A 19,633-nucleotide genomic window follows, 5' to 3' on the forward strand; every position below is an offset into this window, starting at 1 on the left:
CAATGGCAAAGTCGCCTGCAATGGACGGCGTCGAACTCGAAATCCTCTGGTCGAACCTGATCGGCATCGTCAACGAGCGGGCCAAGGCGCTGCAGCGCATCGCCTTCAGCCCGATCGTGCGCGAGGCGGGCGACCTTGCCTGCGCCCTGTTCGACCAGCGCGGCCGGATGGTGGCGCAGGCCAATACCGGCACGCCCGGCCACATCAACTCGCTCGCCTTCGCCGGCGCCCATCTCGTGCGCATCTTCGAGGGGCGCTGCGAGCCCGGCGACGTGCTGATCACCAATGATCCCTGGCTTTCGGCCGGGCATTTCTTCGACATCACCGTGCTGACGCCGATCTTCGACGGGCAAAACCTCATCGCCTATATCGGCTCGACCATCCACCACACCGATATCGGCGGCTACGGCATCGGCGCCGGCGCGCGCGACGTGCATGAGGAGGGGCTGTGGATTCCCCCGCTCAAGCTCTATGAGCGCGGCAAGCCCAATGAGGTTCTCCACGATATCATCCGGCGCAATGTGCGCACGCCGGACGCCGTCTTCGGCGACCTCTCCGCCCAGGTCTCCAGCGGCGAGGCCGCGGCCGAATACCTGATCACGCTGTGCCGGCGCTACGGCGTCGCCGATATCGAAACCCTGTCGGACGAGATCATCAATCGCTCGGAAGAGGCGACGCGCAACGCCATCCGCAAGCTGAAGCCCGGCACTTATCACGGTGAAACCAGCTTCGACGTGCCCGGCGGCGAGATCATCACGCTCAAGACCGCCGTGACGGTCGATGTCGAGGCCGGCGCGATCATCGTCGACTTCGCCGGCTCGTCGCCCCAGACCGCCACCGGCATCAATGTCGTGCTGAACTACACCCACGCCTATTCGACCTTCGCCATCCGCTCCTGCCTCAACCCCGATCTGCCCAACAACACCGGTTCGCTCGCGCCGATCGAAGTGCGCGCGCCGGAGGGCTCGATCATCAACTGCGCCTATCCGGCGCCGGTGAACGCCCGCCATGTGGTGGGCATGTATGTGCCGATGCCGATCCTGAAGGCGCTGCATCAGGTCATGCCCGAGCGCGTGCTGGCCGAAGGCTCGGGCGCAGTCTGGACCATGCAGATCCAGGGCAAACGGCAGGACGGCCAGGCCTTCACCTCGTCCATGTTCAACTATTCCGGCGGCATGGGCGCTCGTGCCAACAAGCCCGGCCCCAGCGCGACCTGCTATCCGACCGGCGTCGCGGCGGTGCCGATCGAGATCCTGGAGGCGACGATGCCGATCGTGTTCGACCGCAAGGAGCTGCGGCGCGGCTCGGGCGGCAAGGGGCGGATGCAGGGCGGCGACGGCCAGAGCATCCAGTTCCATATGCGCACCGAGACGCCCTGGCTGCTGAACGCAGTGCCGAGCCGATTGAACCACGGCCCCGACGGCATCGATGGCGGACTGCCCGGCGCATCCGGCCACTTCCTCGTCAATGGCAAGCCCGTCAGCGAAGCCAAGAAGCTGACGATGCAGCCCGGCGACGTCGTGCTCCTCGAAACGCCCGGCGGCGGCGGCTACGGAAAGCCAGCGGCCTGAGCGAGGCGTGAAGCCTCGCCACCAAGACCAGAAAGGGCGCGTCGCAGCTTGCGGCGAACGACCCGAAAGCAAGGGAAACGGGAGGAACCCATGAAGACATCCACTGCCCTGGCGGCCGCGCTCGCCGCCTGCCTCGCATCGGCTCTGCCGCAGATGGCCAGCGCGCAGGACTACAAGATCGGCGTCTCCGCCGGACTCACCGGCTATGCCGCAACCGTCGATCGCGCCTGGCGCGACGGCGTCGAGCTCGCGGCGGCAGCCGTCAACGCCAAGGGCGGCGTGATGGGCCGCAAGATCCAGGTGATCGTCGAGGACAACCGCTCCGAACCGCAGGAATCCGTGACGGTCTATCGGAAGATGCTGAGCTCCGACAAGGTCGACGTCTTCGTCAGCGGCTGTGTCTCGGCGGGCAATTTCGCCGCCGCCGGCCTGCTGCTGCGCGCCAAGGTGCCGATGATGCTGTGCTCGATCCTGCCGCAGCTGGCCGAGCATCTGCCCTGGGCTTTCACCACGCTGCCGCCAGCCGGTTTCGAGGTCGACAAGCGCCTCGAATTCCTCAAGGAGAAGACGCAGATCCGCAAGATCGCGGTGCTGCACGACCCCACGCCCTACGCCAATCTCCAGAAGACCGTGGCCGAGCGCAATGCCGCGAAATACGGGCTCGAAATCGTCTCCATCGAGCAATACAAGCAGGACGACGCCGATCTCAGCGTCCAGATCAGCAAGGCGCGCTCGGCCGGGGCCGGCGCCATCCTGAAGATCGGGCTCGGCGGCACCACGCTGACCGCCGCCAAGAATATCAAGCAGCTCGGCGCCGACATGCTGCTCCTGACCAGCCTCGAGGATCTGGCGGTATTTGGCCCCGTCGCCGAAGTGCTGGGCGACAAGTTCTTCTTCGTCGCTTCGCCCTCGCAGGTCTATGAAGCGCTGCCGAACGGCCCGCTCAAGACCAGCATCAAGGCGTTCCTCGATCCCTGGCGCGAGAAGTACCGGGATCGCGACCCGAACTGGGCCTCGCGCGGCTGGGACGGCGTGATGCTCACCGTCGCCGCGGTCGAGCAGGCCAAGTCCTTCGAGGGCGAGAAGCTCCGCGCGGCCTTTGAGGAGCTGAAGGGCTTCCAGGGCACGACCGGTGTCTACAATTTCCGGCCAGATCTGCATCAGGGCATCACCGACAACCCCTTCGTGCTGGCGACGATCCAGAACGGCGCGGTCAAGGTGGTGCAATGAACCTGGCCGTGGCCACGGCGCCGGGCGTCGCGGCTCCCGCGCCCATACTAGCGGCGACAGGCCTCTCGGCCCGCTATGGCCATGTCCAGGCGCTGCATCCGCTCGACATCCGGATCGGCGAAGGCGAGCTCGTCGCCGTGCTCGGTCCCAACGGCGCCGGCAAGTCGACCCTGCTGCGGGCGCTGATGGGGCTGGTCTCGAATGCGGGCGAGGTCCGCTTCCGGGATGCGCCATTACCGCGCCAGGATGTCGTCGCCGTCGCCTCGCGCGGCATCGTCCTGGTGCCGGAAGGGCGCGGCATCTTCGGCCCGATGAGCGTGGCCGATAATCTCGAGCTCGGCGCCTATCGCCTGCGCGACAAGTCCGAATTCGCCCGGCGGCGCGAGCGCGTGCTGACGCTTTTCCCGCGCCTGAAGGAGCGGCTGGGGCAGATGGCGGGCTCGATGTCGGGCGGCGAGCAGCAGATGCTCGCCATCGGCCGAGCGCTGATGGCCGGCCCCAAGGTCCTGCTCCTGGACGAGCCTTCGCTTGGTCTTGCGCCCCGCGTCACCGACGAGATCCTGGAGACGCTCGGCCTCCTGAACCGCGAGGGCCTCGCAATCGTGCTGGTCGAGCAGAAGGCGCCGCTGGCGCTGAAGCTCGCAGCCCGAGTCTACCTGCTTTCCCTGGGGCGCATCGTCGCCGAACTCGATCCGCGTGACATCACATCCCATGACGATCTCGCCCAGCATTACCTCTCCTGACCGGCGCCGCCTGCGGCTCGTCGGCCTGCTGCCCTGGCTCTTCGCCGGCGCGGTCGTCGGCTATGCCATCCTTGTCGGCGGCTATGCGGCAACCGTCGTCTCCTTCGCGCTGATCTATGCCGTCTTCGTCACCGGCCTGAACCTGTTCATGGGCTTTGCCGCCCAGGTCTCCTTCGGCCAGAACGCCTTCGCCGCGATCGGCGGCTATGTCTCGGCCGTGCTCACCGCGAGCCATGGCTGGAGCCCCCTGCCCGCCATGGCGCTGGGCATGACTGCCGCCGTGCTGGCTGCCGCCATCATCGGCTTCCCGACCTTGCGGCTGAAGGGCCATTACCTCGCCATGGGCACGCTCGCCATCGGCCTGATCGCCTATGAGATCACGGTCGAATGGCAGTCGGTGACGCAAGGCTATATGGGCATTTCCGGCATCCCGCCGCTGAGCCTGGCCGGCTACGAAGTCTCCTCGGATCGCGGCCAGCTCGTCATGCTGGCACTCGTCGTCGCAGGCGGCGCTTTCGCCGCGGCGCGCATCCGCCGCTCGCGCTTCGGCCGCGCCTTGTCGGCCGTGGCAGGCAGCGAGGAAGCAGCCCAAGCGCTGGGCATCGATGTCGCGCGCTACAAGCTGATGGCCTTCCTGCTCTCGGCGGGCTTCGCTGCGCTCGCGGGCTCGCTCTTCGTCCATGTCGTCGGTTTCGTCAGCCCGGAGGTGTTCGGGCTGCACATGGTCATCGTTACCTTCACCATGCTCTATGTCGGCGGCATCGGCACCGTCGCGGGGCCGTTGATCGGCGCGCTGATCGTCAGCCTGCTGCCCGAGACCTTCCGCGCCTTCAAGGATTATCAGGACCTCGCCTATGGCGCGGCGCTGATCCTGCTCCTGATCTATGCGCCGCGCGGTCTCGCCAGCCTGTTCTCGACGCGAGGCCGCTCATGACCCGCCGCCTGCGGCTCGAGGGCGTGACGCGCCGCTTCGGCGGCCTCATAGCCGTCGACGATGTCAGCTTTTCCGTACCGGCCCAGGGTGTCACGGCCGTGATCGGCCCCAATGGCGCCGGCAAGACCACCCTGTTCAACCTGATCTCGGGCTTCCTGCCGCCAAGTTCAGGACAAATCATCTTCGAGGAGCAGGACATCACCGGCCTGCCGCCGGTCAGGATCGCGGCGCGCGGGCTGGTGCGCACCTTCCAGCTCGTCAGGCTGTTCGAGGATCTGAGCGTGCTCGACAACGTCAAGGTCGGTTGCCATCTGCATGGCAAGGCCGGACTGTTTTCGGCTCTGTTGCGCCCGGCCTCGGCCCGGCGCGAGGAGGCCGAGGTCGAAGACCGCGCCCGCGAGCTCCTGGCTTTCACAGGCCTTGCCGCTCTGGCCGAGGAACCCGCCTCCAGCCTGCCCTATGGCCGGCAGCGCCTGCTGGAACTGGCCCGCGCCATGGCGGCGGGTCCGCGCCTGATCCTGCTCGACGAGCCAGCGGCGGGACTGAACGCCGAGGAATCGGCCGCCCTATCGCGGATCATCAGGCGCATCGCCGAGACGGGCACGACGGTGTTGCTGGTCGAGCACGACATGACTTTGGTGATGAACACGGCCGACCGGATCGTCGCGGTCGATTTCGGCCGCAAGATCGCCGAGGGCACGCCGGCACAGATCCGCTCCGACCCGGCCGTGATCGCAGCCTATCTCGGCGCCCCCGCCAGCAAGGAAGCGGCCGATGGCTGACTGGTCCTATATCCCCCAGGTCCTCGTCAGCGGGCTCGGCATCGGCTGCGTTTATGGGCTGATCGGCATCGGTTTCTGCGTGATCTACAATGCCAGCGGCATCGTGAACTTCGCCCAAGGCGCCTTCGTGATGCTCGGCGGCATGATCACCCAGACATTGTTTAGCCGCCACGGCCTGCCCTTGCCAGTGGCGGCGCTGGCCGCGGTCGCGGCCGTCGCCGCGCTCGGCGTCGCGATCGAACGGATCGTCGTCAGGCCGCTCTGGAACCGCAAGGCGACGATGTTCGTGATGATCCTGGCGACGCTCGCAGCCCAGATCGTCATCGAGCGCTTGACGCTGATCGCGGTCGGCGATCAGCCCAAGACGCTGCCGGTCTTCACCGACCTGCCGCCCCTCATGATCGGCAGCGTCGCGATCGGCACGCAATTCCTCTGGATCGTAGGCGGCTCGCTCGCAATCGTCGCGCTGCTTGCCGCCTTCTTTGCCCTGACCCGCACCGGCAAGGCGATGCGGGCCTGCTCGATCAACCGCGAGGCGGCGGCGCTGCAAGGCATCCCGGTCTCGCGCATGCTGGCGCTGGCCTTCGCGCTCAGCGCCGCGCTCGGCGCCATCGCCGGCATCTTGATTACGCCGACCCAGTACACCGCCTTCAATGTCGGCGTGCCTTTCGCCATCAGCGGCTTCATCGCCGCGATCGTCGGCGGCTTCGGACGTCCCTTCGGGGCTTTTCTCGGTGGGCTTCTGCTCGGCCTGATGCAGGCGCTCGCCATCGTCGTCTTCGGCGCCGGCCTCAAGACCGTCGCGGCCTTGTCGGTGCTGCTGCTGTTCCTCTTCATCCGCCCATCGGGAATTCTCGGCGCAGCCAAGTGAGCGCGCCTGTCACGACAGGAGACAAGCCATGGACATCCACAAGATCGACTGGAGCCAGCTCCCCTGGACGCCGGTGCGCCCGGGCGTCGAACGCAAGGCCTTCTCGGGTAGCGCCGCGACGCTGGCGCTGCATCGATTGATGCCGGGCCATGAACCCAAGCCCCACAGCCATCCCCATGAACAGATCGCCTATATCGTCAGCGGCACGATCCGCTTCGTCGTCGGCGGCGAGGAACATCTCCTGGGACCGGGCTCGCTCCTGGTCGTGCCGGCCAATGTCGAGCATTGGGGCGAGGTCGTCGGCGATGAGCCCGTGATCAATCTCGACGTCTTCACGCCGCGCAGGCCTGAATATGCCTGATTAAGGAAGCCACCCATCACCTTGAATCGATTCGGGAACTCCCGCCTCGTCTCCTGACGGAACGATGACGCGCAAGCGCGGCTTCAGCCCGTGGCGAGGCCGTCAGTCATGATCTGAACGCTGCCGGCCGAGAGCAGCGCTCGACCCTGGCCCTGACGCCGTAGACACGTTGCAGCATCGCGGACGTGACGACCACGGCCGGCATGCCTTCCGCATCGAGTTTGCCGCTGTCCAGAACCACGACATGGTCGGGCCGTTCTCAACGCAGCGCCGCGAGCTCCTCCATCTGCAGCGATGGCTCGCTCTGGATCAGGCCCGGCCCGTCAGTGGAGAGTTTCGTCCAGAGCTCCTCGGCGCGCCGAGGCAGTTTCTGCGGCGGCCGATAGATGCGGATGTCGAGCGTCAGGTCGAGCGCGCTATCGCCGGCGCGCACGAGCCGGCGGCGCAGGATGTCGTTATGCGTCGTCGTCAGCGGCAGCCAGGCGACGCCGAGCCCCGACAGCGCCATCGAGCGAAGCCCGTCGGCGAGCGAGTTCTCATAGAGCGCATTGAGCTGTGGCAAGTCGCGGCGCGTGGCGATCAACTGCTCGACAGCCCAGCCCAGCGAGCATTCGCGGCTGTAACCGAGATAGGAGGTCGACAGCCTCGGGCCGATGTCGAGCCGATGCAGCGGGGCGCCGTTGCCATCCGGAGCCGATAGTGGGATCAGCGTTTCGCGGCCAATGGTCAAGGAGGCGCAGCCCTCGATGGAGAGCGGCCGCCCAGCCGCCCTGAAGATCGCATCCTGCGCGTCGGCGAGGCAGACGACGAAATCGACCGAGCCATCCTCGAAGGCGCTGGCGCATCCGGGCAGGTTGTCGGACATGACCGAAAGCCGCGTCGCGCCGAGGCTGCTCTGGATCGCGGGAATCCAGCGCGGAAAGAACGTCATCGAGAGGATGTGCGGAGCAGCGAAGCGGATGCTGCGCAGGCGTTCGTCCAGATCCTCGCGGATCGCCCGGCGCGCACCCTTGAGGCGACCCAGCGTGTCGTTGGCGACCTCCAGCAGCTTGTAGCCGGCCTCGGTCAGATCCAGCGGCGACTTGCGGCGATCGATGAGCGGTGCGCCGACCCAGTGCTCGAGCGACTGGATGCGGCGGCTCAGGCCGGACTGCGTGACGTTGCGGATTTCGGACGCCTTCGTGAGATTGCGCGTCTCCGCGACGACGATGAGGTCTTCCAGCCAGCGGATGTCCAGCATGGCTCTCTCCAAAGGGGCCTGCAGCGATCGGGGCGACGCCGAGCATGTCACGGCCGGCATGGCCGCGCCATGCGGATTGCTCATCACTCACCCAGCGATCCGCATTGGCCAGCCTGTTCCCGGCCCAGCATTGTCGGGATCGAAAGCTGGCATATCGCTGCGGGGCAGCAAGCCCCCCGCGGTCAAGACCGGCGGGAACAACCGTATTCCATTCCGAGAATCCGCGGCCCGTCCGAGCAGCAGCGCTCGGGCGCCATGCCGTCATGCCCGACGCAGAGGGGAGCATCATCATGTCGAAATTCGTGCAAGGGTTGGCCGCCACCAGCCTTCTCGGCGCCCTGGTCCTGGCCATCTCTCCCAGCCTGGCGCAGGGCGCGGGCAGCGGCACTGGGACCAGCCCCATCCTCCAGCGCATCGCCGAGCGCAATGCCTTGACGATCGGCCATCGCGAGGCGTCGGTGCCCTACTCCTACATCGACCGGGAGCAGAAGGTGGAAGGCTACTCGGTCGATCTCTGCCTGAAGGTCGTCGAGGCGGTGAAGGAACGTCTCGGCAAGCCCGGCCTGCAGATCAACTACGTGCCGATCAACACGACCAACCGCATTCCGCTGGTCGCCAACGGCACCATCGACCTGGAATGCGGCACCACCACCAACACGCTCGCCCGCCATGAGCAGGTGGCGTTCTCGCCAATCTTCTACATCACCGGCACACAATTGCTGGTGAAGACGGGCAGCGGCTTCAAGGAGGTCGAGGATCTGGCGGGAAAGCGCGTCGCCGTGCTCCAGGGCTCCAGCAACGAGCAATCGCTGCGCGCGCTCAACGACGGCAAGAAGCTCAACATCTCCCTGGTCTATGCCAAGGATCTCGGCGAGGGGGCGCTTCTGGTCGAGACCGATCGCGTCGACGCCTTCGCCGCCGATGGCGGCCAGATCAAGGTCTATGCCGCGACGCGCGCGCAGCGCAAAGGCTCGCTTTCCGTGGTCGGGCGTCTGCTGACCTATGATCCCTACAGCGTGATGATCCAGCGCGGCGACCCGGAATTCGCGCAGCTGGTCTCGCGCGTCTTTGCCGAGACCTTCCGCGCCGGCGAGGCGGAACAGCTCTATGCCAAATGGTTCGGGCCGCTCGGTATCGAGATCGATCCGATCCTCAAGGCCGCCTTCGAGATCCAGGCGCTGCCGCGCTGAGACCCGCGCGCCGATCTCGGAGGCTGCAATGACCTATCGCTGGAACTGGAGCGTGCTCGTCACAGAGCCTTATCTTGGCTGGCTGCTGTCGGGCTTGACCTGGACGCTTCTGGTCGCGGGGACCGCCTGGATCGTCGCGCTCCTGATCGGAACCGGGGTCGGCATCCTGCGCACGCTTCCATCACGAACCGCGCGCGCCCTCGGCACGGTCTATGTCGAGATCTTCCGCAACATCCCGCTGCTGTTGCAGCTCTTCCTCTGGTATTTCGTGATACCCGAATTGCTTCCCGCGGAGATCGGCCGCTGGATCAAACGCGACCTGCCGATGCCGGAATTCTGGACGGCGGCACTTGGGCTCGGCCTTTTCACCGCAGCCCGCATCGCCGAACAGGTGCGCGCCGGCATCGAGGCCGTCGGACGCGGCCAGGCCATGGCGGCAGCCGCCAGCGGCCTTTCCACCGCCCAGGCCTATCGCCATGTGCTGTTGCCGATCGCAGCCCGCAACGTACTGCCGCCGCTGACCTCTGAGTTCCTCAACATCGTCAAGAACTCGTCGCTGGCGCTCACCATCGGTGTCCTCGAACTCACCGGCCAGAGCCGCCAGATCGAAAGCAACACCTTTCAGGGCATCGAGGCCTTCACCGCGGCGACGCTGATCTATGTGCTGCTGACGATGCTGGTGATCGCCGCGATGCGGACGGTGGAGCGGGCCACCGCCATCCCCGGCATCTTGGCGAGGGCCTGATCGATGCACGCCTTCGACATCGATGCGGTCCGGCTCGCCCTGCCCTTCCTGTGGAGCGGCATGATCACGAGCCTGACCCTGCTCGCCATCGCCATGACGGGCGGCATCCTGCTCGGCACCGTGATCGCCATGCTGCGCCTCTCGGCGCCCAGGGCGGTCGCCGCCATCGCGGCAGGCTATGTCAACGGGCTGCGCTCCGTGCCGCTGATCATGGTGATCTTCTGGTTCTATCTGCTCGTGCCGCTGATCATCGGCCGGCCGGTCGGCGCCTTCGTCTCGGCGGTCATAGCCTTCACGCTGTTCGAGGCCGCCTATTATTCCGAGATCATCCGGGCCGGAATCCAGGGCGTGTCGCGAGGCCAGATGGCGGCAGCGCAGGCCGCCGGCCTGTCCCGGCTCCAGGCCTACCGGCTCGTCGTCCTGCCACAGGCGTTCCGCCGCATGACGCCGATCCTGCTGACCCAGAGCATCGCGCTCTTCCAGGATACCTCGCTGGTCTATGTCATCGGCCTTCACGACTTCATGACGGCCGCATCGATCACCGCCAACCGGGAGGGGCGCCTGATCGAGCTCTATCTGTTCGCAGCCGCCATCTACCTGGGCCTGTGCCTGGCTGCCTCGCAGTTGGTCCAGGCGCTGAAACGCCGGATGGCAACGTCATGACAGCTCCGTTTCCCCAGTCCCGCCTCAAAGGCACGGCCATGCCTCGAACCGGCCCTGAGACCGCATCGCCGATCATCGCCATTGACGATCTCTCGAAGGCCTACGGCTCCCTGCAGGTGCTGAAGAACTGCACGACATCCGTCGCTCGCGGCGAGGTCGTGGTCGTCTGCGGCCCGTCCGGCTCCGGAAAATCCACGCTGATCAAATGCGTCAACGGTCTCGAGCCCTTCCAATCCGGTTCGATCAGCGTCGAGGGTCTGTCGGTCGGGGATCGCAAGACCGATCTGACACGCCTGAGATCGCGGATCGGAATGGTGTTTCAGCATTTCGAGCTCTATCCCCACCTCACGGTTCGCGACAACATCACGCTGGCGCCACGCCATGTCCTGCGGCGCTCCCGCGACGAGGCGATCGACAAGGCCGAGGCACTGCTGGCCCGCGTGGGGTTGGCCGACAAGGCCGATCGCTTCCCGGGGCAGCTCTCGGGAGGGCAGCAGCAACGCGTCGCCATCGCGCGCGCGCTCGCCATGGACCCGGTCGCCATGCTCTTCGATGAGCCGACCTCGGCGCTCGATCCGGAGATGATCAACGAGGTTCTCGACGTCATGACGGAGCTGGCGGCGGACGGCATGACGATGATGGTCGTGACGCATGAGATGGGGTTCGCGCGCCGGGTCGCTCACCGGGTCCTGTTTATGGATGGCGGCCAGATCCTGGAGGAAGCGCCAACCGCGGCCTTCTTCGAAGCGCCACGAACCGATCGCGCCAGGAGCTTCCTGTCGAAGATCCTGCAGCATTGAGACTGCCGTCATGCTTCATCTGAACGCAGCCGGGGCCGGCCTGCCGCCGGCGATCGTCACCGAGACGATCGTGAACCATCTCCGCCGCGAGGCGGAGATCGGGCCGCATTGGGCCGCCTCGGAAGCACGCGAGCGGCTCGACGCCGTCCGCGTCAGCGCGTCGGCATTGCTGGGATGCCGGACGCGGAACATCGCCTTCGGCCCCAGCGCCGGACGCCTTTGGGCGATGGCCTTGCTGAGCCGGCCCGTGACGGCCGGAGCTCGGATACTGGTCGCCCGCTCGGAATGGGCGAGCAACGTCCTCAACCTGCTCAAGCTCCAGCGCGACTGCGGCGTGGCCATCGAGATCATGCCGATGGACGAGGCCGACCTGATCGATGTCGCGCGAACCGCGGCGCTGATCGATGACCGGACGATCGCGATCTGTCTGCCCGTGGTCAGCAGCGGCTACGGCCTGCGCCAGCCGGTTGCGGCCATCGCCGCCTTGCCCCGTCCTGCCGATTGCCTGCTTTTCGTCGACGCGGCGCAGGCGGTCGGGCAGTTCTCGATCGGCCTCGATGGGGCGGAGATCGATGTGCTGGTGACACCGGGCCGAAAATGGCTGCGCGGCCCCCGCGGCGAGGCGATGATGGCGCTGTCCGAGCGCGCCCTGAGGCAGCTCGGCGATCCGCCGCTCCTCGACCAGACCGGGTCGCCCTGGACCGATGCATGGACCTATAGAAGCCTCGACGATGCCCGTCGCTTTGAAACCTATGAGTTCTCCGCCGCGAGCCGCCTCGGCTTGGGCGCCGCCATCGATCACGCGCTGGCGCAAGGCATTGCGGAGATCCGCGAGGGCATCGGGGCGCGCCTGGCGCATCTGCATGAAGGCCTGTCGAGGCTGCCAGGCATCCAGCTGTTCGAGCCGTTGGACGCAGAGCCCTTGTTTCTCACCTTCGTCGCCGACGGCCTGCCGCCAGGCGAACTGAACCAAAGGCTCGCCCAGGCCGGGATAGCAGCCGCGATCGTCGACCGCGCTTATGCGAGGCTCGATTTCGAGGCGCGCGGGCTGGCGGCCGTCAACAGGGTTGCGCCCCACATCTACTCGCGCGAAGCGGATCTCGATAAATTCCTGAAAGCGATGGAGACTATCTGCTCTCGGCCCGCCAGATAGCGCGCTGTCCGGCAGTGCGTCAGCAGCGCATCCGCACGCTTGTTGATCCGCTAGAACAAAGCGGCAGCCCTCACGGCTCCGCCGTCACCCAGAGCCCGCCCGCAGCGTGGGAGCGCAGCGCGGCCTCGACCATGGCGACGCCGGCGAAGCCATCCTCAATCGTCGGGAAGCTGACCATCGGATCGAGTGGCGCGCCCTTGCGCCGGGCCAGGATCGCCTCGGCGACCTCCGCATAGATCGTCGCGAAGGCCTCCAGATAGCCTTCCGGATGGCCCGAGGGAATGCGGCTGACCCGCTGTCCGGCGGCATTCACCGCCGCCGTGCCCCGGCGGATGAGGCGTGGCGCCTCGCCGAGCGGTGACCAGAGGAGCTGGTTGGGCTCCTCCTGAGACCAGTCGAGGCCACCTTTCTCGCCAAAAACCCGCAGCCGCAGGCCGTTGTCGCAGCCCGGCGCGACCTGGCTCGCCCAGAGCGCGCCGCGCGCACCATTGCCGTAGCGCAGCAGGATCTGGGCGTTGTCATCGAGCCGGCGTCCCGGCACGAAGCTGGTCAATTCGGCCAGGATCTGCTCGGGAGCCATGCCGGTGACGAAATGCGCAAGCTGATAGGCATGGGTGCCGATATCGCCGACGCAGCCGCCTGCGCCCGAACGGGCCGGGTCGGTGCGCCATTCCGCCTGCTTCTGGCCGCTGGCCTCGAGCGGCCCGGCGAGCCAGTCTTGCGGATATTCCACCTGCACGACCCGGATCGCCCCGAGCTCGCCTGCCTGCACCATGGCGCGGGCATGCCGGACCAACGGATAGCCCGAATAATTATAGGTCACCGCGAAGATCAAACCGCTCGCCCGCGCCTTGTCGCGCAGCCGGCGCGCCTCCGCCAAAGTCGCCGTCAGCGGCTTGTCGCAGATCACATGCAGGCCGGCTTCGAGAAAGGCCTCGGCGACCGGCGCATGCATATGGTTGGGCGTGACGATCGCGACCGCCTCGATACCGTCGGGGCGCGCGGCCTCGGCGCGGGCCATGCTGCGATAATCGGGATAGGAGCGCCCGGGCGGAAGCCCGATCGCCTCAGCCGAACGCGCTGCCTTGTCGGGCGAGGCGGAGAGCGCCCCTGCGACCAATTCGTAGCGGTCGTCGAGGCGGGCGGCGATGCGGTGAACGGCGCCGATGAACGCGCCTTCGCCGCCGCCGACCATCCCCAATCGAATGCGTGGTTCGGCCATCGCGGCATCTCCTCGTTCAGGTCAGGCCCAGCATGCGGCGCAATTGTGCATCGTCGCTGCCGGCGCCGGCGAAATCATCGAACGCCTTGTCGGTGACGCGGATGATCTGGTCGGCAATGAAGGCCGCGCCCTCGCGTGCGCCGTCCTCGGGATGTTTCAGGCAGCATTCCCATTCCAGCACCGCCCAGCGATCATAACCGATGGCAGCGAGCCTGGAGAAGATCGCCTTGAAATCGACCTGCCCGTCGCCCAGCGAGCGGAAACGGCCGGCGCGGTTGAGCCAGGGCTGGAAGCCGGAATAGACGCCTTGCCGGCCGCTCGGATTGAACTCCGCATCCTTGACGTGGAAGGCCCGGATGCGCTCGGCATAAATGTCGATGAAGGCGAGATAATCGAGCTGCTGCAGCAGGAAATGCGACGGATCGTAATTGATCGCGCAGCGCGGATGGTTGCCGACGCGCTCCAGGAACATCTCGAAGGTCGCGCCGTCGAAGACGTCCTCGCCGGGATGGATCTCGTAGCAGAGATCGACGCCAGCCTCCTCATAGGCATCGAGAATCGGCCGCCAGCGCCGGCCAAGTTCATCGAAGGCGGTCTCGATCAGCCCCGGCGCGCGCTGCGGCCAGGGATAGAGGAAGGGCCAGGCAAGCGCCCCGGTGAAGCTGACACTGCCGCTGAGCCCAAGCCGACGCGAGGCTTGCGCGGCCTTCATGAGCTGGTCGACGGCCCAGGCCTGGCGCGCCTGCGGCTTGCCCCTGAGGGCCGCTGGGGCGAAGGCGTCGAAGGCCTCGTCATAGGCGGGATGGACGGCGACGAGCTGGCCCTGGAGATGGGTCGAGAGCTCGGTGATTGCGAGGCCATGGCTCGCCGCCACCCCGGCAACCTCGTCGCAATAGCTCTGCGAGCCCGCCGCCTTGTCGAGATCGAACAAGCGGGCATCGAAGGTCGGAATCTGGACGCCCTTATAGCCGAGCCCGGAAGCCCAGCCGCAGATCCCGTCGAAACTGTTGAACGGCGCGGCATCACCGGCGAACTGCGCGAGGAAGAGCGCCGGTCCTTTCATCGTAGCGGGCATCGATATCTCCTGCGTCCAGCGTCTCTGGTTGATGCTGAGGGCCAGCTCTCCAGCCGGTCCCGAATTGGCCTCCGGAGCGACCGCCCCGGAGGAACAGGCGGCGAATTACGGGCCCTGTTCAGCCCGCCGCAGCGCGCCAATAGGACGCCGCCTCCGCATCGGAGAGCGGCGCAGGCCGTTCCATACGCGTCTCCACCGCGATCGTGCCGCCATGCTCGCCGGCCCGCAGGATCGCATGCATGGCTTCCAGCACATGCGCCGCGAAAGCGCCCGACGCGCGATGCGGCGTTCCGTGCAGGACAGCGCTCGCCAGCTCGGCGATGCCGAGGCAGCGGTAATTCGCCCGGTCGGGTGCACTGGCGGGCCAGTTCGGCGAGCGCCAATTCGGCTTCCCATAGAGCCGGTCTGCGGAATCGAGCACCTGCCAGTCCTCGCCGCGGGCAGTGATCTCGACCGTGCCGCCGAAGAAATTCGGATCGGGCGCGCGCAGCGAGCCCTCGGTGCCGTAAAGCTCGATCGGCGGATGACCGTGCTTCCACACGTCCCAGCTCATCGACAGCACGATGTCGGCGCCTTCCGCGAAATGCAGCAGCGCCATCACGGTCGTCGGCGTCTCGACTGTGATGCGGTCGCCTTTGCGCGGCCCCTCGGCGGAGACCACCCGCTCCGCGAAGCCAACGGAAGCGCGGGCCTGCACGCTCTCGATCGGCCCGAGCAGGTTGCACAGCGCGCCGAGATAATAGGGCCCGATGTCGAGGATCGGGCCGCCGCCAGGCTTGAAGAAGAACTCCGGATTCGGATGCCAATGCTCCATGCCGTGGGACATCAGGAAGCAGGAACCGGCCAGGACGCGCCCGACCTTGCCGCTGTCGATCGTCTCCCGGGCGAGCCTTCCGCCCGCGCCGAGAAAGGTGTCGGGCGCGCAGCCGAGCTTCAGTCCGCGGCGATCGGCCTCCCGCACCAGCCGCAAGCCATCCTCTGCCGAGACGCAGAGCGGCTTTTCCGAGAAAACATGCTTGCCCGCCGTGAGCGCGGCATGGCTGACGGCGAAATGGGCGTTCGGCGTCGTCAGATTGACGACGAGATCGACCTCCGGATCGCGCAGCAATTCGTCGATCGTAAGCGCCCGGATGCCGAATTTCTCAGCCTGGGCGCGCGCACTTTCCGCCAGAAGATCGGCGCAGGCGACGAGGCGCACGCCTCGAAACAGCGCGAGGTTCTGCATGTAGATGGTTGAAATGACTCCGCAACCAACGATTCCGACACCAAGCTCGGCCATGCCCTTCTCCTCAGCGCCAGGATGAGACGGTGGCGAAGGCGCGCCGGGCAAAGCGTGCGACATCGTTGGGCTTGTCGTGCTCGGCGACGAACAGCGTCACGCCGATCTCCTGCAGCACCGGCAGGAGCTTTCCCCAATCGAGCACGCCATGGCCGGGATCGGCCCAGCCATCCTCGTCCAGGCATTGGCCGGCCGGGGCGATGTCCTTGACATGGACGGCTTTGACACGGCCGGCATAGCGCCTGACCTCGGCTGCGGGATCTGCCCCGCCGCGCACGATCCAGGCGAGATCCGCCTCCCAGAGGATATCGGGCGCCTCCTGCAGCATGATGTCGAGGAAGCGCCGGCCATCTGCCGCCTTGCCATATTCCCAATGATGGTTGTGCCAGCCGAAGGTCAGCCCCTCGCCGGTGACCACTTTGCCGATCCGGTTGAGCTCCTGGCCGATGGCCTTCCACTCGGCCTCGCCGCCTTCGCGCTCGCCGAGAGGCGGTGCGGGTGCGTAGATCGTGCCGACGCCGAGATCGCGGCAGAGCTTGACCGTCGCCACCGGGTCCACCCGCAGGCGATCCAGGCCGACATGCGATGTCGGCGCCGCGATGCCGTGGCGCTCCAGCAGCCCTCTCAGCCTGTCCGGCTCGTTCAGGAGCCCGCCAAAGGGCTCGACCTTGCGATAGCCGAGGCCGGCCAGCAGCTCGAACTGCTTCTCCAGCGGTTCGAGCATCCTGGCCGAGTAGAGTTGGAACGAAAGACCATCGAGCGGCGTCATGAGGTGTCCTTTCGGTTATGCGGAGGGTCAGAGACGCCGGCCGGTGGCGGCATCGAACAGGTTGAGCTTGTCGGCCGGCAGCCTGAGCTGCATCGCCTCGCCCGCGACGGTGCAGGCCTCCGCCGGCAGGCGCATCGAGAGCGGATGGCCGCCGACCCGCAGCCAGGCGAGCTGGTCGCTGCCCATCGGTTCGACCATCTCGATTTTGGCTGGGACCTCGCCGCCGGCCTCGACATGCTCGGGGCGGATGCCGAGTTCGACAGGCGCGCCGTCTTGCGGCGGGGCCTCGAAAGCATAGCCGCTCAGGGGGATGGCGATGCCCTCGGTCAGGAAACAGGGCGCGCCCTCTTTCACCGCGAAGGCGCCGGGCAGGAAGTTCATCGCCGGCGAGCCGACGAAGGAGGCCACAAACCGGTTCGCCGGCCGGCGGTAAACCTCGTTGGGCGTGCCAAGCTGCTGGATCACCCGGTCCTTCATCACCGCGATGCGGTCGGCCAGCGTCAGCGCCTCGATCTGGTCGTGGGTGACGTAGATCATCGTCGCCGCCAGACGCTGGTGCAGGCGCTTGATCTCGACCCGCAGTTCGGCGCGAAGCTGGGCGTCGAGATTGGAGAGCGGCTCGTCGAACAGATAGACGCCGGCATCGCGCACCAGGGCGCGGCCAATGGCGACGCGCTGGCGCTGGCCGCCGGAAAGCTCGGCCGGACGGCGATCGAGCAATTCAGTGATCTGCAGCGTCGCGGCGGCAGCGTTGACCCGCCGCTCGATCTCGGGCTTCGGCATGCCGGCGACCTTGAGGCCGAAGGACATGTTGCCGCGCACGGTCATGCGCGGATAGAGCGCGTAGGACTGGAACACCATGGCGATGCCACGGTCCTTCGGCTCCTCCCAGGTGACGTTCTTGCCGCCGATCCAGATCTGCCCGGCCTGCACGTCGATGAGGCCTGCGACCGCGTTCAGCAGCGTCGACTTCCCGCAGCCGGAGGGACCGAGCAGGACGATGAACTCCGATTGCGCCACATCGAGATCGAGCTTCTCCAGCACGCGCACCGCGCCGAAGGAAATCTCGACCCCGCGGATGGAGACGTCGCAAAGCTTGCCCATGGTCAGCCTTTCACCGCGCCGGCGGCGATGCCGCGCACGAACCAGCGCCCGGAGGCGAAATAGACGGCGAGCGGGACGAGCGCCGTGAGGAGGGTGGCGGCCATGTCGACGTTGTAGGCGCGCTCACCCTGAGTGGAGTTGACGATGTTGTTGAGCTGCACCGTCATCGGCAGGTTCTCGCGGCCAGCGAAGATCAGCCCGAGAATGAAGTCGTTCCAGATGCCCGTGACCTGCAGGATGACGGCGACGATCAGCATCGGTGTCGCCATCGGCAACATCACCGACCAGAAGATGCGGAAGAAGCCCGCCCCATCGACACGCGCCGCCTTGAACAATTCCTGCGGCAGCGAGGCGAAGTAATTGCGGAACAGCAGCGTCATCGTCGGCAGGCCGAAGATGGTGTGGATCAGCACAATGCCGAGGATCGAGTTGTTGATCCCGGCAAAGGCGAAGACGCGCACCAGCGGGTAGATGAAGATCTGGTAGGGCACGAAGGCCACGATCATCAGGGCGCCGAAGAGCAGGCCTGCCCCACGCACCCGCCAGAAAGACAGAGCGTAGCCGGTGAGCGAGCCCACCGCGATCGAAGCGACGACGGACGGCACCAGGATCTTCACCGAATTGGCGAAGCCGACGCTGATGCCGTCGCATCTCAGCCCGGTGCAGGCCGCCGACCAGGCCTTGACCCAGGGCTCCAGGCTCGGCGCGCGCGGCAGGGCCAGGATCGCCCCGAGGCGGATCTCCTCCATCGGCTTGAGCGAGGTCACGAGCATCACATAGAGCGGCGTCAGGAAGAACAGCGCCGTCACGATCAGGAAGGCATAGACGCCGATGCGGGCGGGCGTCAGCCGGCGCGGCCGCATGCCGGCGGGTTGGGTCACGGCGATCGCGCTCATACCTGCGCCCTCCGGGCCCGGCGGTTCTGCCAGACCAGCCAGGGCGCGACCACGGCCGCGACCGTGATCAGCATCGAGGTCGCGGCCGCTGTGGCGAGGCCGAGATTGCCGCGCTCGAACAGGTGGTCCATGACGAATTTGGCCGGCACCTCCGAGGCGACGCCGGGGCCGCCATTGGTCATTGCAACGGAGAGGTCGTAGAGGCGCACCACACTGGTCGCGAGCAGGACGGCGGCGGTGGCGAAGCTCGCGCCGAGCATCGGGATCACGATCGAAAGATAGACCCGCCAGGGCGGCAGGCCGTCGATCCTGGCCGCCTTCCAGATATCCTCGTCAATGCCACGCAGGCCCGCCAGCATGATCGCCATGACGAGGCCCGCCGCATGCCAGACGGCGGCAAAGACCAGCGTGTAGATCACCATGTCCTGGCGCACGATCCAGTCGAAGTGGAAGGACGGGAAGCCTAAATCCCGGACCATCTTCTCGATGCCGAAGCTCGGGTTCAGCAGCCACTGCCAGACCAGGCCAGTGACGATGAACGACATCGAATAGGGGTAGAGGAAGATCGAGCGCAGCGTGTTCTCGGCCCGCACGCGCTGGTCGATCGCCACCGCCAGCAGGAAGCCCAGTGCCAGGCTCGCGATCAGGAACAGCGAGCCGAAAACGGCAAGATTGGCGACCGAGACCTGCCAGCGCTCATTGCCCATCAGGGAGGCGTATTGGCGCAGGCCCACAAAGGTGGAATTCGGCAGCATCCGCGACGATGTCAGCGAGATCCACACGGTCCAGGCCGTACAACCGAGATAGACCACGACGAGGACCAGCAACGCCGGCGACAAGGCGAGGCCCGCTGCGAGCCGGGATGCGGTTCGGTGTCTCACGAGGGGCATGGCAAAGCTCCGCCGCCGAGCGACCTAAGGGGGTGAGTGATGCTCCGGGGAGCCCCTGGAGCCGCCCTCGCCTGTCAAGGCGAGGGCGATGAGGCACGAAGATCCCGACTGACCG

20 protein-coding genes are annotated in these 19,633 nt (G+C 66.8%); 12 read left to right on the plus strand and 8 right to left on the minus strand.

The window, feature by feature from the left end; all coding sequences use genetic code 11:
• The first annotated feature begins 2 nt into the window (after positions 1-2).
• The 7 genes from BMZ97_RS05280 (at position 3) to BMZ97_RS05310 (ending at position 6,492) form a co-directional block, all read left to right on the plus strand.
• Positions 3-1,571, plus strand: a complete 1,569-nt coding sequence (locus BMZ97_RS05280; protein WP_244546239.1) for a hydantoinase B/oxoprolinase family protein — start codon at positions 3-5, stop codon at positions 1,569-1,571.
• Positions 1,572-1,661: 90 nt separating this feature from the next.
• Entirely contained in the window at positions 1,662-2,801 is a 1,140-nt protein-coding gene (locus tag BMZ97_RS05285) for an ABC transporter substrate-binding protein (RefSeq protein ID WP_092166154.1), read from the plus strand.
• Positions 2,798-3,544, plus strand: a complete 747-nt coding sequence (locus BMZ97_RS05290) for an ABC transporter ATP-binding protein (protein ID WP_092166156.1) — start codon at positions 2,798-2,800, stop codon at positions 3,542-3,544. Before BMZ97_RS05285 ends, BMZ97_RS05290 begins: the two co-directional genes overlap by 4 nt.
• Positions 3,513-4,478 carry a branched-chain amino acid ABC transporter permease gene (locus BMZ97_RS05295; protein WP_092166165.1) on the plus strand — a complete coding sequence of 322 codons (966 nt, stop codon included), beginning with the start codon at positions 3,513-3,515 and terminating at the stop codon, positions 4,476-4,478. The genes BMZ97_RS05290 and BMZ97_RS05295 overlap by 32 nt, the downstream gene beginning before the upstream one ends.
• Positions 4,475-5,260, plus strand: a complete 786-nt coding sequence (locus tag BMZ97_RS05300; RefSeq protein ID WP_092166167.1) for an ABC transporter ATP-binding protein — start codon at positions 4,475-4,477, stop codon at positions 5,258-5,260. Before BMZ97_RS05295 ends, BMZ97_RS05300 begins: the two co-directional genes overlap by 4 nt.
• Positions 5,253-6,131, plus strand: a complete 879-nt coding sequence (locus BMZ97_RS05305) for a branched-chain amino acid ABC transporter permease (RefSeq protein ID WP_092166169.1) — start codon at positions 5,253-5,255, stop codon at positions 6,129-6,131. The genes BMZ97_RS05300 and BMZ97_RS05305 overlap by 8 nt, the downstream gene beginning before the upstream one ends.
• 28 nt (positions 6,132-6,159) lie before the next feature.
• The gene (locus BMZ97_RS05310) at positions 6,160-6,492 is read left to right on the plus strand and encodes a cupin domain-containing protein (protein WP_092166171.1); all 333 of its coding nucleotides are present in this window, start codon (positions 6,160-6,162) and stop codon (positions 6,490-6,492) included.
• 259 nt (positions 6,493-6,751) lie between these two features.
• Here BMZ97_RS05310 and BMZ97_RS05315 read toward each other — a convergent pair whose 3' ends face one another.
• Entirely contained in the window at positions 6,752-7,732 is a 981-nt protein-coding gene (locus BMZ97_RS05315; protein ID WP_175525436.1) for a LysR family transcriptional regulator, read from the minus strand.
• 290 nt (positions 7,733-8,022) lie between these two features.
• Here BMZ97_RS05315 and BMZ97_RS05320 point away from each other — a divergent pair, with 290 nt between their 5' ends.
• From BMZ97_RS05320 to BMZ97_RS05340, 5 genes are all read left to right on the plus strand, one after another.
• Positions 8,023-8,922, plus strand: coding sequence for an amino acid ABC transporter substrate-binding protein (locus BMZ97_RS05320; RefSeq protein WP_175525437.1), 900 nt, complete (start codon positions 8,023-8,025; stop codon positions 8,920-8,922).
• Positions 8,923-8,950: 28 nt separating this feature from the next.
• The gene (locus tag BMZ97_RS05325) at positions 8,951-9,667 is read left to right on the plus strand and encodes an amino acid ABC transporter permease (protein ID WP_092166177.1); all 717 of its coding nucleotides are present in this window, start codon (positions 8,951-8,953) and stop codon (positions 9,665-9,667) included.
• Positions 9,668-9,670: 3 nt separating this feature from the next.
• Positions 9,671-10,330, plus strand: a complete 660-nt coding sequence (locus BMZ97_RS05330) for an amino acid ABC transporter permease (RefSeq protein WP_092166179.1) — start codon at positions 9,671-9,673, stop codon at positions 10,328-10,330.
• Positions 10,331-10,401: 71 nt separating this feature from the next.
• Complete coding sequence (locus BMZ97_RS05335) at positions 10,402-11,130, plus strand: amino acid ABC transporter ATP-binding protein (protein ID WP_139221159.1); 729 nt, start codon at positions 10,402-10,404, stop codon at positions 11,128-11,130.
• A 10-nt stretch (positions 11,131-11,140) separates the two neighbouring features.
• Complete coding sequence (locus tag BMZ97_RS05340; RefSeq protein WP_175525438.1) at positions 11,141-12,283, plus strand: aminotransferase class V-fold PLP-dependent enzyme; 1,143 nt, start codon at positions 11,141-11,143, stop codon at positions 12,281-12,283.
• A gap of 70 nt (positions 12,284-12,353) precedes the next feature.
• On the opposite strand, the gene BMZ97_RS05345 is transcribed toward BMZ97_RS05340, so the two are convergent.
• From BMZ97_RS05345 to BMZ97_RS05375, 7 genes are all read right to left on the minus strand, one after another.
• On the minus strand, positions 12,354-13,505 hold the full coding sequence (locus tag BMZ97_RS05345) for a Gfo/Idh/MocA family protein (protein WP_092166185.1): 1,152 nt from the start codon (positions 13,503-13,505) through the stop codon (positions 12,354-12,356).
• A gap of 16 nt (positions 13,506-13,521) precedes the next feature.
• Positions 13,522-14,580, minus strand: coding sequence for a sugar phosphate isomerase/epimerase family protein (locus BMZ97_RS05350; RefSeq protein ID WP_092166187.1), 1,059 nt, complete (start codon positions 14,578-14,580; stop codon positions 13,522-13,524).
• 118 nt (positions 14,581-14,698) lie between these two features.
• A complete protein-coding gene (locus BMZ97_RS05355; protein WP_092166189.1) occupies positions 14,699-15,859 on the minus strand; it encodes a Gfo/Idh/MocA family protein in 1,161 nt (386 codons plus the stop codon).
• A 10-nt stretch (positions 15,860-15,869) separates the two neighbouring features.
• Entirely contained in the window at positions 15,870-16,628 is a 759-nt protein-coding gene (locus BMZ97_RS05360) for a sugar phosphate isomerase/epimerase family protein (protein WP_092166191.1), read from the minus strand.
• A 27-nt stretch (positions 16,629-16,655) separates the two neighbouring features.
• Entirely contained in the window at positions 16,656-17,732 is a 1,077-nt protein-coding gene (gene ugpC / locus BMZ97_RS05365; protein WP_092166193.1) for an ABC transporter ATP-binding protein, read from the minus strand.
• A gap of 2 nt (positions 17,733-17,734) precedes the next feature.
• The gene (locus BMZ97_RS05370; protein WP_092166195.1) at positions 17,735-18,628 is read right to left on the minus strand and encodes a carbohydrate ABC transporter permease; all 894 of its coding nucleotides are present in this window, start codon (positions 18,626-18,628) and stop codon (positions 17,735-17,737) included.
• Positions 18,625-19,518 (minus strand): carbohydrate ABC transporter permease, encoded by an 894-nt coding sequence (locus BMZ97_RS05375; RefSeq protein ID WP_092166197.1) that lies wholly within the window; start codon positions 19,516-19,518, stop codon positions 18,625-18,627. Before BMZ97_RS05375 ends, BMZ97_RS05370 begins: the two co-directional genes overlap by 4 nt.
• Positions 19,519-19,633: the final 115 nt, after the last annotated feature.

The sequence above is a fragment of the Allobosea sp. OK403 genome (assembly GCF_900113835.1).
Classification (GTDB): domain Bacteria; phylum Pseudomonadota; class Alphaproteobacteria; order Rhizobiales; family Beijerinckiaceae; genus Allobosea.

What these genes read in the sequence shown, in the direction of transcription:
- BMZ97_RS05295 (WP_092166165.1), top strand. Translation starts at nt 3,513, where the DNA reads ATGACGATCTCGCCCAGCATTACCTCTCCTGACCGGCGCCGCCTGCGG.
- BMZ97_RS05290 (WP_092166156.1), top strand. Translation starts at nt 2,798, where the DNA reads ATGAACCTGGCCGTGGCCACGGCGCCGGGCGTCGCGGCTCCCGCGCCC.
- BMZ97_RS05370 (WP_092166195.1), bottom strand. Translation starts at nt 18,628, where the DNA reads ATGAGCGCGATCGCCGTGACCCAACCCGCCGGCATGCGGCCGCGCCGG.
- BMZ97_RS05280 (WP_244546239.1), top strand. Translation starts at nt 3, where the DNA reads ATGGCAAAGTCGCCTGCAATGGACGGCGTCGAACTCGAAATCCTCTGG.
- BMZ97_RS05330 (WP_092166179.1), top strand. Translation starts at nt 9,671, where the DNA reads ATGCACGCCTTCGACATCGATGCGGTCCGGCTCGCCCTGCCCTTCCTG.
- BMZ97_RS05345 (WP_092166185.1), bottom strand. Translation starts at nt 13,505, where the DNA reads ATGGCCGAACCACGCATTCGATTGGGGATGGTCGGCGGCGGCGAAGGC.
- BMZ97_RS05310 (WP_092166171.1), top strand. Translation starts at nt 6,160, where the DNA reads ATGGACATCCACAAGATCGACTGGAGCCAGCTCCCCTGGACGCCGGTG.
- BMZ97_RS05300 (WP_092166167.1), top strand. Translation starts at nt 4,475, where the DNA reads ATGACCCGCCGCCTGCGGCTCGAGGGCGTGACGCGCCGCTTCGGCGGC.
- BMZ97_RS05340 (WP_175525438.1), top strand. Translation starts at nt 11,141, where the DNA reads ATGCTTCATCTGAACGCAGCCGGGGCCGGCCTGCCGCCGGCGATCGTC.
- BMZ97_RS05305 (WP_092166169.1), top strand. Translation starts at nt 5,253, where the DNA reads ATGGCTGACTGGTCCTATATCCCCCAGGTCCTCGTCAGCGGGCTCGGC.
- BMZ97_RS05355 (WP_092166189.1), bottom strand. Translation starts at nt 15,859, where the DNA reads ATGGCCGAGCTTGGTGTCGGAATCGTTGGTTGCGGAGTCATTTCAACC.
- BMZ97_RS05315 (WP_175525436.1), bottom strand. Translation starts at nt 7,732, where the DNA reads ATGCTGGACATCCGCTGGCTGGAAGACCTCATCGTCGTCGCGGAGACG.
- BMZ97_RS05360 (WP_092166191.1), bottom strand. Translation starts at nt 16,628, where the DNA reads ATGACGCCGCTCGATGGTCTTTCGTTCCAACTCTACTCGGCCAGGATG.
- ugpC (WP_092166193.1), bottom strand. Translation starts at nt 17,732, where the DNA reads ATGGGCAAGCTTTGCGACGTCTCCATCCGCGGGGTCGAGATTTCCTTC.
- BMZ97_RS05285 (WP_092166154.1), top strand. Translation starts at nt 1,662, where the DNA reads ATGAAGACATCCACTGCCCTGGCGGCCGCGCTCGCCGCCTGCCTCGCA.
- BMZ97_RS05325 (WP_092166177.1), top strand. Translation starts at nt 8,951, where the DNA reads ATGACCTATCGCTGGAACTGGAGCGTGCTCGTCACAGAGCCTTATCTT.
- BMZ97_RS05375 (WP_092166197.1), bottom strand. Translation starts at nt 19,518, where the DNA reads ATGCCCCTCGTGAGACACCGAACCGCATCCCGGCTCGCAGCGGGCCTC.
- BMZ97_RS05350 (WP_092166187.1), bottom strand. Translation starts at nt 14,580, where the DNA reads ATGCCCGCTACGATGAAAGGACCGGCGCTCTTCCTCGCGCAGTTCGCC.
- BMZ97_RS05320 (WP_175525437.1), top strand. Translation starts at nt 8,023, where the DNA reads ATGTCGAAATTCGTGCAAGGGTTGGCCGCCACCAGCCTTCTCGGCGCC.